The sequence below is a fragment of the Acidocella sp. genome, from assembly GCF_052326845.1.
Classification (GTDB): domain Bacteria; phylum Pseudomonadota; class Alphaproteobacteria; order Acetobacterales; family Acetobacteraceae; genus Acidocella.
The window spans coordinates 1-12,112 of record NZ_JBKQJR010000035.1; the positions used below are offsets into that span (position 1 = coordinate 1).

14 protein-coding genes are annotated in these 12,112 nt (G+C 65.9%); 7 read left to right on the top strand and 7 right to left on the bottom strand.

Annotation, left to right across the window (positions count from 1 at the left end; genetic code table 11):
* A partial coding sequence (locus tag ACLPJJ_RS02320; RefSeq protein WP_443589155.1) for a beta strand repeat-containing protein occupies positions 1-1,438 on the top strand: 1,438 nt, incomplete at its 5' end.
* A 58-nt stretch (positions 1,439-1,496) separates the two neighbouring features.
* Here ACLPJJ_RS02320 and msrB read toward each other — a convergent pair.
* Both msrB and ACLPJJ_RS02330 read right to left on the bottom strand, forming a co-directional pair.
* Positions 1,497-1,910: a peptide-methionine (R)-S-oxide reductase MsrB gene (gene msrB, locus ACLPJJ_RS02325; RefSeq protein WP_443589157.1), complete on the bottom strand. Its 414-nt coding sequence runs from the start codon at positions 1,908-1,910 to the stop codon at positions 1,497-1,499.
* Between the two features lie 108 nt (positions 1,911-2,018).
* A complete protein-coding gene (locus ACLPJJ_RS02330) occupies positions 2,019-2,189 on the bottom strand; it encodes a hypothetical protein (RefSeq protein ID WP_443589159.1) in 171 nt (56 codons plus the stop codon).
* 224 nt (positions 2,190-2,413) lie between these two features.
* On the opposite strand from ACLPJJ_RS02330, the gene ACLPJJ_RS02335 reads away from it, so the two are divergent.
* Together ACLPJJ_RS02335 and gshB are read left to right on the top strand one after the other, a co-directional pair.
* The gene (locus ACLPJJ_RS02335; RefSeq protein ID WP_443589161.1) at positions 2,414-2,794 is read left to right on the top strand and encodes a hypothetical protein; all 381 of its coding nucleotides are present in this window, start codon (positions 2,414-2,416) and stop codon (positions 2,792-2,794) included.
* Positions 2,795-2,825: 31 nt separating this feature from the next.
* Positions 2,826-3,779, top strand: a complete 954-nt coding sequence (gene gshB, locus ACLPJJ_RS02340; RefSeq protein ID WP_443589163.1) for a glutathione synthase — start codon at positions 2,826-2,828, stop codon at positions 3,777-3,779.
* On the opposite strand, the gene ACLPJJ_RS02345 is transcribed toward gshB, so the two are convergent.
* Positions 3,769-5,307, bottom strand: coding sequence for an acetolactate synthase large subunit (locus tag ACLPJJ_RS02345; RefSeq protein WP_443589165.1), 1,539 nt, complete (start codon positions 5,305-5,307; stop codon positions 3,769-3,771). The two genes, gshB and ACLPJJ_RS02345, sit on opposite strands and share 11 nt — an antisense overlap.
* On the opposite strand from ACLPJJ_RS02345, the gene ACLPJJ_RS02350 reads away from it, so the two are divergent.
* The gene (locus ACLPJJ_RS02350; RefSeq protein WP_443589167.1) at positions 5,306-5,569 is read left to right on the top strand and encodes a hypothetical protein; all 264 of its coding nucleotides are present in this window, start codon (positions 5,306-5,308) and stop codon (positions 5,567-5,569) included. The two genes, ACLPJJ_RS02345 and ACLPJJ_RS02350, sit on opposite strands and share 2 nt — an antisense overlap.
* A gap of 44 nt (positions 5,570-5,613) precedes the next feature.
* Positions 5,614-5,940, top strand: coding sequence for a hypothetical protein (locus tag ACLPJJ_RS02355; protein ID WP_443589169.1), 327 nt, complete (start codon positions 5,614-5,616; stop codon positions 5,938-5,940).
* A gap of 63 nt (positions 5,941-6,003) precedes the next feature.
* Here ACLPJJ_RS02355 and ACLPJJ_RS02360 read toward each other — a convergent pair whose 3' ends face one another.
* On the bottom strand, positions 6,004-6,603 hold the full coding sequence (locus ACLPJJ_RS02360; protein WP_443589171.1) for a bactofilin family protein: 600 nt from the start codon (positions 6,601-6,603) through the stop codon (positions 6,004-6,006).
* Between the two features lie 149 nt (positions 6,604-6,752).
* Here ACLPJJ_RS02360 and ACLPJJ_RS02365 point away from each other — a divergent pair, with 149 nt between their 5' ends.
* Together ACLPJJ_RS02365 and ACLPJJ_RS02370 are read left to right on the top strand one after the other, a co-directional pair.
* The gene (locus tag ACLPJJ_RS02365; protein WP_443589173.1) at positions 6,753-7,730 is read left to right on the top strand and encodes an adenosine kinase; all 978 of its coding nucleotides are present in this window, start codon (positions 6,753-6,755) and stop codon (positions 7,728-7,730) included.
* Positions 7,730-8,476 (top strand): sulfite exporter TauE/SafE family protein, encoded by a 747-nt coding sequence (locus ACLPJJ_RS02370; RefSeq protein WP_443589175.1) that lies wholly within the window; start codon positions 7,730-7,732, stop codon positions 8,474-8,476. The genes ACLPJJ_RS02365 and ACLPJJ_RS02370 overlap by 1 nt, the downstream gene beginning before the upstream one ends.
* On the opposite strand, the gene murI is transcribed toward ACLPJJ_RS02370, so the two are convergent.
* The 3 genes from murI to mrdA form a co-directional block, all read right to left on the bottom strand.
* Positions 8,448-9,218 carry a glutamate racemase gene (gene murI, locus ACLPJJ_RS02375; RefSeq protein ID WP_443589176.1) on the bottom strand — a complete coding sequence of 257 codons (771 nt, stop codon included), beginning with the start codon at positions 9,216-9,218 and terminating at the stop codon, positions 8,448-8,450. The genes ACLPJJ_RS02370 and murI overlap by 29 nt on opposite strands.
* Positions 9,219-9,364: 146 nt before the next feature.
* Complete coding sequence (rodA, locus tag ACLPJJ_RS02380) at positions 9,365-10,525, bottom strand: rod shape-determining protein RodA (protein ID WP_443589178.1); 1,161 nt, start codon at positions 10,523-10,525, stop codon at positions 9,365-9,367.
* Positions 10,522-12,112, bottom strand: a 1,591-nt coding sequence (mrdA, locus tag ACLPJJ_RS02385; protein ID WP_443589180.1) for a penicillin-binding protein 2, incomplete at its 5' end; no start/stop codon positions are given. The genes rodA and mrdA, both read right to left, overlap by 4 nt.

Genomic DNA, 12,112 nt, shown 5'->3' on the forward strand with positions numbered 1-12,112 from the left:
ATTGAAAGACCCCGAGGTCGAGGTGCTCCCCGGAAAACTCGAAGGTACACTCACAATTGGCGGTGGCTTCAATTCCCAAACCGGGATTGTGTCTGTACCTTCGAGTTTTCCGGGGAGCACCTCGACCTCGGGGTCTTTCAATCAGATTCTCCAGAATTACTTTGTCTCCCTGAGCGCCTCGCTCCAAGGCGGTACTTACGCCTTCGAGAATAACGACATTGTTGGTGGCAGCGATTTTTTCACTGTTCCAGCTTCCGCCTCCGGCTTCTTCGAGGAGTTCACCAACACCGACTCCAACGGCAGCGTCACCGGCGGCAGCGTCAGCGGCGCCTACACGGTCGCCACCGACGTTACCGACCTTGTGGTGCAGGCTCCCGGCAACGTGACCCTCACGGGTAATGGCACCACCCGTTATGCCCTCTTCGGTGCCAACAGCAATGTCACCTACGACCAGACCACTGGCGGTTCGGCCGCCATCGCTGCCGCGGGTGGCAAAAATGCCATTAACGTCACCGCCGCGAACGTGAACGACACGGTTTTCAGCTCCGGCAACGATTCGGTGACCTTCAACGGCACCGGCGGCCAGGATGTGGTCAACGCCGAGGGTAATGCCACCACCTCGGTGTTCCTCGGTGGTTCCGACGTCGCAACCGTGACCGCGAGCGACAGCGCGCAGAGCGCCGTAGCGTTCGAGCCGCTCTCCGGCGGCACCCTGGATTTCATCAACAGCTCAACTCAGGCGCAGACGGTGTACTCCGGCTCGTACACCACCTCCGGTGGTGGCACCGTTTACGCGCCGAACTCCATCACCGTGAACGCGGGTGCGGGCGGCGGCTTCTACGTTGGCGGCCGCGCGGGTAACAACTCGCTGATCGGCGGCTCTGGTGCTGTCACGCTGGTAGGCGGCGGCACGAGCGACACACTAGTTGGTAACGGCGCGTCCAATCAGTTGTTCGGCGGCACGGGCATTGAAACGCTGATCGGTTCCAGCACCTCCGGCAGCAACGTGTTCCAGATCGGCCTCGACTATGTCGGTATTGGCCAGGTCACGGCCTCCGGAATCGCTTCCACCAACGGCTCCGGCCTGCAGTCCTTCATCATCGGCAACACCAATGGTGAGACTCTCACGGGTTCCACCGTTAACGGGTCGACCAACTTGTACGACGTCGTCGGTAGCGACACCGGCAACCTCACCACGGGCGGCAGCTCGCTGACCATCACCAATTTCGGCGCCAACAGCGTGATCTTCCTGGTCGATTCGACCCTGAATGCCGCGAGCGACACGTCGATCTACAGCATCCAAGCCGCGGGTGGCGTTGGCGGCGGCACGGACGTCTACCTCAACGACGGGACGACGATCCTGCTCAAAGGCGTTAACGTCTCTCACGTCTTCTCCGCTACCACGGGCAGCGGCATCGTCGGTATCGGCTACCAATAAGGCGTCTGCCTCAGAAAAACCCGCCTTGCGCAAGCAAGGCGGGTTTTTTGTTTTGGGCCTACTCCGCGGGGGTGAAATTCATCGCCACGCCGTTGATGCAGTAGCGCAGGAAGGTGGGCGGCGGGCCGTCCTCGAACACATGGCCCAAATGCCCGCCGCAGCGGCTGCAATGCACCTCGGTGCGGATCATGCCGTGGCTGCGGTCGGTGGTGGTGACGAGCGCGCCTTCCACCGGGTCGTTGAAGCTCGGCCAGCCGGTGCCGCTCTCAAACTTGGAGTTGGAAACGAACAGCGCCTGGCCGCATCCGGCGCAGGAGAACTTGCCCGCGCGCTTTTCGTAATTGAGAGCGCAGCTGCCCGGCCGTTCGGTGGCGTGGCCGCGCAGCACGGCATATTGTTCCGGCGTCAGGCGCGCGCGCCATTCAGCCTCGCTGAGCGTGAATGGAAATTCGTGACCGGCTTGCGGCTGCATACATATCTCCTGGGCATTTTGGGCGCTTAGGTGCGCCGCCGGCATCAATATATGTATGCCGGTGGCGCAGGCTCAATTCTTGCCGGAGATATCTTCCCAGGGCGGGGGTCAGGCGCCGGCGGTATCGCCGTTGCGCGCGGCGGACTGGCAGCCCAGGCTGCGCCAGCGTTCCAGAGTCGCTTCCCGGGCCGGCTTTCCGTCGCGCAGCGATGCGGCGATCAGCCGGTCGATTACGGCATTGCGAAGTTCGGCTTCGATCTTCAGCATGTTAGCGGGCATGGTCAGGCTCCGTGGGCTTATAAGTTTTGGACCGTTTGTCCATGTTCAGCACATTCAACTGTAACAAAGGCACGAATAAGGCGGGCCGTAGAAGGTATTATGACAACCTATAAAATTTATTCCCGCAGTGCAACATTAAAATTGTCAGATTCCGCGAGCGCCCCCCTGTCAATTATTTCATCGTTTGTTATAGGGAGCGAAACCCCCCGACCTCCCGGAGTTGCATGGTGCAGCGGGCAAACTTTCGAATTTTTACCCTGACCGGCGGCATGCTCGCCCTGGCCAGTTGCGCCGCCCCTGGCCCTCAGCTCAGCGATGCCGGGCCTGGCATTCCCACCTCAGCTCAGGGGCTCGTCGGCTCCACGCCGCAGGTGCTCGACGCCGATTTCGGCCAGCCCGCGCTGCGCCGGGTCGATGGTTCCGCCCAGGTCTGGCTCTATCACTCGCCGGTCTGCGGACTCAACGTGTTTCTCTACCCCGATTCGAGCGGCGTCCCCCGCGTTGCCGCCGCCGTGCCGGATAACGGTGATCCGGTGAGCTGCATGCAAAGCCTTGCCACCCATGGCCTGACGGCCGCGGCTCTGGAGCGTCCGGCCGCGTCCTGATACCCTCTCAGCCGAACGGCCTGAGGACGCAATGAAAGCTCTGAAAATCGCCGTGCAGATGGATCCGCTGCACAGCATCGACATCACCGGGGACTCCACCTTCGCCTTGATGCTGGAAGCCCAGGCGCGCGGCCACAAGCTCTGGCATTACGAGGTGCCGCATATGTGGCTGGACGGTGCCCGGCTGAAAGCCCGCGTGAAGCCGGTGACGGTGCAGGCGGTGCATGGCGCGCATCACGAATTCGGCCCCGAGTCGATCATCGACCTGTCGGACATGGACGTGGTGCTGATGCGCCAGGACCCGCCCTTCGACATGGCCTACATCACCGCCACCCACATGCTGGAGCATATCCACCCCAAGACCCTGGTGGTGAACAACCCGGTTTCCGTGCGCAACGCGCCGGAGAAGCTGCTGGTGATGCATTTCCCCGAGCTGATGCCCCCCACCCTGGTCTCGTGGGACCGCGCGGCCATCCGTGACTTCCGCGCCCTGCACAAGGACATCATCGTCAAGCCGTTGTTCGGCAATGGCGGCATCGGCGTGTTCCGCATCAAGCCGGATGACGAAAACCTCGGCTCGCTGCTGGACATGTTCTTCGCCGCCTCGCGCGAGCCGTTGATGGTGCAGCGCTATGAGCCTGCCGTCCGCCAAGGGGACAAGCGCATCATCCTCATCGACGGCGAGCCGCTCGGCGCCATCAACCGCGTCCCGCCCGAGGGTGATTCGCGTTCCAACATGCATGCCGGCGGCACGCCCGAGCCGACGAAACTCACTGACCGCGAGCTGGAGATCTGCGCCGCCATCGGCCCCACGTTGAAGGCCCAGGGGTTGCTGTTCACCGGCATCGACGTGATCGGCGGCTATCTCACCGAGATCAATGTCACCTCGCCCACCGGGCTGCAGCAGATCGCTCGGTTCGATAATCTCAACCTCGCCGCCGCCATCTGGGACAAGATCGAGGCCAAGCGCGCCGCTACACGATAAGCTCGATAAGAAACGGGCCGGGGCGGGCGACGCTCGCCGCCAGCAGCGTCCCCAACTCATCGAGGGTCGCGGCCCGCGCCGCTTCCACCCCCATGCCGCCCGCGATCTTGCACCAGTCCAGCGCGGGGTTGGTGAGGTCCATCATGTCCAGCGCCGTGCGGCCAGGGTTGGCGCCCACGCCCGCCAGCTCGGCGAGCAGGATCGCGTATTTGCGATTGGAGATGATGATGGTGGTCACATCCAGCCACTCGCGAGCCTGGGTCCATAGCCCCGAGAGGCTGTACATGGCCGAGCCGTCCGCCTGAAGCGCGATCACGCGCCTTCCCGGCGCGCCCACCGCCGCACCCACGGCCATGGGGATGCCATCGCCAATGGCGCCGCCGGTGAGCATCATCCAGTCATGCGGCGGGGCGGCGTATGTGCCGGGGAAGAGACCGCGCCCGAAGGAAATCGCCTCGTCGATGATGATCGCCTGCTCCGGCATCACCGCGGCCAGGGTCTGTGCCACGCCCTCTGGCGTCACCATGCCCTGGGGGCGTTCCGGGCGCGGGCCGGGGTCGGCGGGCGGCACATCCGGCGCACCCAGGATTTGCGCCAGCACCGCCAGCGCGGTGGCGCCGTCCTGCTCCGGGGTGCTGAGTGTGAAGACCTCGCAACCCTCGGGCTGGAGCTGCCCGCGCTTGCCCGGATAGGCGAAGAAGGAAACCGGCGGCGGCGTGTTCACCAGGATCAGCTGCTCCACCCCCGCGAAGGCGGCGTGGCCCTGGTCGATCGGGTATGGCACGCGCTCGGCCTGCACTCGGCCCCGGCCGCGCGCAAGCCGCGCGGGGGAGCGCTCCAGCAGCAGCTTTGCCCCGGTATGGCGGATGACGCTCCAGGCCACACGCATCGGCACCTCGCCCAGCGCCTGCCCGCCGAGCAGCAGCATCGTCGCCTTGCCGTTGCGCAGCAGCGCCGCGCCCTGCTCGATGGTCTCGCTGGTTACTGTTTCCGGCTCCGCGGGCGCGTGGGGTGCGGCCACCACGCCGCCTTCCTCCCAGGTGGTGTTGGCGGGCAGGATCAGCGTGGCCACCTGTCCGGGGAAGCTACGCGCGGCGGTGATTGTTGCGGCGGCATCCGCCCCCACCGAGGCCGCTGATTCCGCGCGGCGGATGAAGGCGCTGACCGGCCCGGCAATGCCCTCTACATCCGATGTCAGCGGCGCGTCCAGCGGGCGGTGATACGTCGCCTGGTCGCCGACGATATTCACGACAGCGGAACGGGCGCGGCGCGCATTGTGCAGATTTGCCACACCATTCGCGAGGCCCGGGCCGCAATGGAGCAGCGTCGCCGCAGGCTTGCCCGTCATCCGGTAATAGGCGTCCGCCGCACCGGTCACAATTGTTTCATCAAGGCATAATATGCAACGGATCCCAGGGATGCGGTCCAGCGCCGCAACGAAATGCATCTCGCTCGTGCCTGGATTGGCGAAAACCGTATCGATCCCGGCTTGCAGTAGGGTATGCACGAGGCTCTCGGCGCCGTTCATGTTTTTTGTTTCCTTGCAATGGCTTGCCAGGGACGAAGTGAAATCCGCTTATGCCTTCTGTTTCAAAATGCACGCGGCGTTTTCTCATCCGCCGTCACGGCCAGAATGGCGCGATTCCCGCCCCGCCGCCAATCACAAATCCCCGGTGGCGCGGCTCTTCGTGGCGTCGCAGCACAGATTCTTGTTTCCATCAGCCAGCCGGCGCAGTACCCTGTCGTCCGGTGGCCCGAATCGGCTGTCCGTTGAGGAGATCTCGCCATGATGTCCATGATATACAGAATGCCGCGGCAGGTCGGAATTACTGCAATGTTGTTCGGCGTTGTGGCACTTCCCGCCTGCAGCCAGCAAAGGACCGCGGCTGCGCCGCCGCAGCCTGCATTCAGCACGGCTGCAACGGCCAAGCATTTCTCGCTGGATACCCCGGTGGAGAAGATTGCCGCCAATCCCAGCGGCAACGCGGTGCTGAAGCGCGACATGCCGGGCCTGATGGCTAATCCGAGCTATATGCTGTTCTCGGACATGAGCCTGTCCCAACTCGCCACGCTCTCCGGCGGGCGGCTGACGAAGACGAAGCTTGATCAGGTTGAGGCCGACCTCGAGCAGTTGCCGGTCGACTCGAAGCTGGCGCAGTAACCCAGCCGCGTTCGCGGGCAGAAGAAATGAAAAGGGGGCCGTTTGGCCCCCTTATTTTGTTTTTCAGGCTTCCGGCAGCGCCGCCGGGCTGTCGCCCAGCATCTCGATACGGCCGGTGATCTGCCCGCCATCCTCCACCTGCAGGCGGCGGCAGCGCGCGGTGCCCAGCACGCGGCCGGTGGTGCGCACGATCAGGGTGTGGCGGGCGATGATGGTGCCGTCGATGGTGCCGGCAACCTCGGCCTCCTCCACCTCGACCTCACCCTTGAAGACGCCGCCCTGGGCGATCGAGAGTTCGGCGAGCCCGTTGATCGTGTTGGCCTCCACCGTGCCTTCAACGACCAGACGCTCCGCGTCCTGCACGGTGCCCTGCACGCTGATGCCGCGGCCGACCACGAGGGTGCGGCGGTCGGCGGTATCGCGCGCGGCATGGCTCCCCGGCATGGCCGGGCGGGCCGCAGGCTGGCTGGCGGGCGTCAGGGTGGTGGTGGGGATGGGCGGCGGCGCGAAGGGTGAGCGGGCCATGGCAGGCTCCTTGAAGTAAGGGGGAACATAGGCGCTGGCAGCCACGGCCTCGTCCGCAGCGGTGGAGGCGGTCGTTTCGGCCTGCGGCGTTGCCGCCGGGGCCGGCTTGGGCTCTTCGATCTTGCGCTTGTTAAACACAAATACTCCCGGGGTCTTCCGTATCATCTTAAGGCGCGTAGCACGGACCGCCGGAACGCCACAACCGTGCTATGCCCGTGCAGAATTGCCCAAGCCCGCCGTGCGATGCTAACGCCGTTAAGTAGAAAACCCTTGGGAGACAGCTAAAAATGTCCGCGACGCGCTTCGATATCACCGGCATCGGCAACGCCATCGTCGATTACCTGCTCCCGGCCCATGACGATTTTTTAAGCCGCCACAACATGCCCAAGGGCGGGATGTCGCTGATCGACGCGGACACCGCGACGAGGCTCACCGCCGCGATGGCGGGCGGCGTGACGGCCTCCGGCGGCTCGGTGGCCAATTCCTGCGCCGTGGCGGCAGCACTCGGTGCGCGCGTGGCGTTCCTCGGCAAGGTCGGCGCGGATGAAATGGGCGATGTGTTCCGCCGCGAGATCGCGTCCGTTGGCGTGCATTACGCCACCCCGCCGCTCGCCGCCGCCATCCCCACCGCGCGCTGCCTCATCCTCGTCACGCCGGACGGGCAGCGCACCATGAACACGTATCTCGGCGCCGGGGGCGAGTTCGCCCTGCACGACCTCGACGAAACCGTGGTCGCCGCCTCCGCCGTCACCTATCTCGAGGGCTACCTGTTCGACCCTCCGGCGGCCCAGGCGGCCTTCGCCGAGGCGTCGAAAATGGCGCGCGCGGCGGGGCGGCAGACGGCGCTCTCGCTCTCTGATGCATTTTGCGTGGACCGCCACCGCGACGGCTTCCGCCGCCTGATCGCGCAGGGCGTGGATATCCTCTTCGCCAACGAGGCCGAGGTGTGCAGCCTGTATGAGTGCTCGGATTTCGCCGTGGCTTCTTTCCAGGCGGCGCAGGACGTGAAGCTGGCGGTGCTGACGCAGAGCGAGAATGGCAGCGTCGTCCTGCGCGGCGGCGAGCGCGTGGCGGTGCCCGCGGTGCCGGTGGAGGTGGTGGACACCACAGGTGCTGGCGATGCCTATGCCGCCGGGTTCCTCGCCGCCTATACGCGCGGCGGCAGCTTGGCCGAGGCCGGGGCGCTGGGCGCCCAGGCGGCGGCGCTGGCGATCTCCCGCATGGGCGCCCGCCCGCCGGTGGAAGAGCTCAAGGCGCTCGTGTGATGTGGGGCTATATCCTCGTCGGCATCGCCGGCTTCCTGGCCGGGGCGCAGAACGCCGTCGCGGGCGGCGGTTCCTTCCTCACCTTCCCAGCCCTGCTCTTCGCGGGGCTGGATCCGCGTGCCGCCAACATCAACTCCACCATCGCGCTGTTCCCGGCGCAGGTAACGATGGGCTGGTCCGGCCGCACCATGGCCGGTGGAGCCGGCGGGCTCTCGCTGCGCACCTTGTTCATCGTCAGTATCGTTGGCGGGGCCATCGGCGCGGTGCTGCTGCTGGCCACGCCGGTGGGCTTCTTCACCCATCTGGTGCCGTGGCTGATCCTGTTCGCCACGGTCGTGTTCATCTGGGGTAATTTCTTTACCAAGAAGCGCGCGGAAGACGCGCCCCCGGCCTTGCCCGCGCCCGCCGCCATCGCCATTCAATTCGTCATCGCCGTGTATGGCGGCTATTTCGGCGGCGGCATCGGCATCCTCATGCTGGCGGCGCTCACCGCCGCGGGGCTGGCCGTGCGCAATGCGGGCGCCACCAAGAACGTGCTCGCCGGGGTGATGAACGTCGCCGCCGTGGTCATCTTCGTCGCGCGCGGCCATATCGCCTGGGGGCTGGTGCTGGACCAGGGCATCACCGCCATTGCGGGCGGTTATCTGGGCGTTGCCATATTGCGCCGCGCGCCGATGAACGTGCTGCGCATCGCCGTCGCCTGCATCGGCACGGCGCTTACCATTGGCATGTTTCTGTACCAGTAAACCCAAACGGCGCGAGTATCGCCGGGGGCAGCGCCTCTCCGGTAAAGAACGCCACACCCGCCTGCGGGTTGTGGCCGGGGGACAGATGCCCGGTGACGCGCAGCGTATGCCGCGCCACAGGCAGGGCCGGGTCGAACCAGGAAATATCCGGCCTAAGTGCGGAGAATTCCGGCTGCAGGAAGGTGTAATGCGTGCAGCCCAGGGCGATGGCGTCGATCGCCCCGCCGCCTTCCTGCGTAAACAGCGGCGCGATGGCCGCTTCCACATCCACCGCCTCGCCACGGAATTTCCGCTCCGCCAGCTCCGCCAGCGCCGGGGTGCCCAGCGAGAGCACATTGCAGCCGGGGGCGAAGGTCTCGATCAGCCCGCTGAGGTAGGGCCGGCGCACCGTGGCCGCTGTGGCGAGCACGCCGATCACCTTGCTCGCGCTTGCTGCGGCGGCGGGCTTCACCGGCGGCACGCAGCCGATGACCGGCAGGCTGCCATAGGCTGCGCGCAAAGCGGGCAGGGCGATGGTGCTGGCGGTGTTGCACGCCACCACCACGGCCTGCGGCGAGAACGCGGCGATGGCCTGGCCGATGACCCGCACGATATGCGGCAGCAGCACCTCGTCCGGCTTTTCGCCATAGGGGAAGAAGCCGTTATCGGCGAGGTAAATCAACTCCTGCCCAGGGGCGAGGCGGTGGATCTGCTGGGCCACGCCGAGCCCGCCAATGCCAGAATCGAAAACCAGAAACGCCATGAGAGCGCCTTTCAAAACCCTACTATGCCGGCCGCCTGGCGCTGTATTTCTGCGCTCCGGTGCTCACGTACTTCAACGTACGCTCCGCTCCGGTGCTCGAAATACGGCACCATCCAGCTCGGCCTAGCGGGTTTTCAAAGGCGCTCTTAGAGGTCATCGGGCGAGGCGAAGGTCACGTCGCGGTGCACATGGATGGATTGCAGCACGCCGAAACCGAGCATCACGGCGGTGAGCGCCGAGCCGCCATACGAGATGAGGGGAATGGGCACGCCACCCACGGGAATCAGGCCCATCACCATGGAAAGGTTGACGAAGCAGTTCAGGAAGAAATTGGTGGCGATACCGAGCGCCACCAGCCGCCCATAAGCGTGCGAGCAGGTGACGGCGGTGTACAGCGCCAGCGCCACGATGGAAAACAGCAGTCCCAGCGTCGCCAGGCTGCCGAGATAGCCGAACTCCTCGGCGATGATGGTGAAAACGAAATCCGTCTGCTTCTCGGGCAGGAAATTGAGCTGGTTCTGCGTGCCGTGCAGATAGCCCTGGCCGAAAAACCCGCCGGAGCCGAGCGCGATCTTGCTCTGGATGATGTTGTAGCCAGCACCCAGCGGATCCGCCCCGGGGTTGAGGAAGGTGTCGATGCGCGCCCTCTGGTAGTCGTGCAGGTGGTGGTACAGCACCGGGGCCGAGACCGCGATGATGGCGGCGATGATGGCGAACCACCACCAGCGCACCCCGGCCCCGAGCATCACCATGGCGCCGATGGTGCCGGTGATCACCGCCGTGCCGAGATTCGGCTCCTTCAGGATCAGCCCGACGGGCACGAGCACCGCCACCGCCATTGGCAGCACGAAGATCAGGCTGCCGGTCTGCTCCGGCGTGGCGCGCTTGAAGTAGTAGGCCAGCGCCATGGACAGGAACAGCTTGATCAACTCGCTCGGCTGGATCTCGATCGGCCCAAGATCGATCCAGCGCTTGGCGCCGAGGCCGGTGTGGCCGGCCACCATCACCACCAGCAGCAGCAGAATCCCCACGGCATAGGCCGGCCAGGAGAGCTTGGCGATGAGCCGGATATCGACCATGGCGATGCCCAGCATCATCGCCAGCATGCCGAAGAAGCGGTAGAGCTGGCTCTGCGCGTAGGGCTCGGGGCTGCCGCCCGCGGCGGAGTACAGCGCCGTATAGCCCAGCCCGGCGAGCAGGCAGACACAGAGCACGAACAGCCAGTTCACCCGGCCAAGCTTGCGCACCACGCCGAAGGAGCGGTCCCGGAACGGGCGGCGCAGGGCGAGGCTGTTGTCCAGGATCATGTGTTGTTCACCGGCAGCGCGGGGGTGGTGGATTGCATCGGCTGGGTCAGCGGCGTGTCGCGCCCCGCCGGGTCGTGCTGGATGGCGTAGGTCATCATCGCCTGGGCGATGGGGGCGGCGGTTTGCGCGCCGAAATTGCCGTGCTCCACCACCACGGCGATGGCATAGCGCGGGTTGTCGTACGGCGCGAAGCCGACGAACAGCGCGTTCGGCCGGTCCTCCCAGGCCATGGTCAGGTCATTGAAGTTCTTCTGCTTCTCGGCGGCGGTATTGTTGTGCACCTGGGCGGTGCCGGTCTTGCCCGCCATCTGCGCGTTGGGCAGCTGCAGGCGCGCGGCATAGGCCGTGCCCTGCGGGGTGTTCACCACGTCGAACATCGCCTGGCGGATCACGGCGAGATGCTGGTCGTCCACATCCAGCGCCGGCCAGTCATCCGGGTCCGAGCCGGTTTGCAGCGCGCCGCCCACGCGCCGGGTGATATGCGGCCCCACGGTGCTGCCGGTGGCGATGCGCGCGACCATGGTGGCCAGCGCCAGCGGGGTGAGCTCGGTGTAGCCCTGGCCGATGCCCTGCACCACGGTGCTGCCCTGGGCCCAATGGATGCCCTTGGACTGCGCCCAGGCGAGCGTGGGCACCAGCCCGGTGGAGACATGCGGCAAATCGGCGCCGAGATCCACGCCGAGGCCAAGCTCGGAGGCCATGGCGGCGATCTTGTCGATGCCGACCATCAGCGCCACCTGATAGAAGAATACGTCGCAGCTCACCTGCAGCGCCGTGATCACGTTGATCGAGCCGTGCGCCACATGGTTGTCGCACCAGAACACATGGTCGCCGAGCTTGAAGGAGCCGGGGCAGGTGAGGATGGTATCCCCTGTCAGCACGCCCTCCCTCATCGCCGCCAGCGCCACGGTGGGCTTGAAGGTGGAGCCAGGGGCGAACAGGCCGGAGGTGGCCTTGTTCTGGAGCGGGTGCTTGGCATCCGCCATCCAGCCCTTCCACACATCGGCGGGAACGCCCTTGTCGAAAAGCGAGGGGTCGAAGGCCGGCGTGCTGGCCAGGGCGAGGATCTCGCCATTCGTGGCATCCAGCATCACCACGGCGCCGGCATTGTCGCCCAGGCTTTGCACCGCGAGCTGCTGCAGCCCTGCATCCAGGCCCAGCGTCACCGTCTGGCCGGGCGTGCCGTTATCCTGCGCCACCTCGCGCACCACCTCGCCATGCACGTTGGTTTCCGTCTGCACGAAGCCCGGCGTGCCGCGCAACGCGTCGTCCTGCGCGTCTTCGGCCCCGGTGCGGCCAACGCGCATCCCGGGCAGGGCCAGCACCGGGTCGCTCTTGGCTTCGTCCTGGTTCGGGCGGCCGACATAGCCCACCGCATGCGCCACAACCGGCCCCAGCGGATAGACGCGCGAAGCCCCGGCCTCGACCACGATGCCGGGCAGGTTGGGGGTGTTGACCTCGATCGCCGCCATGTCCGGCCAGTCCAGCCAGTCCTTCAGCAGCACCGGAATGTAGCCGGGCCGGTCCTGGAGGTCCTGGGCGATGCGCGCCTTCTCGTCGTCGGCGAGCGGCACCAGCTTGTAGAAA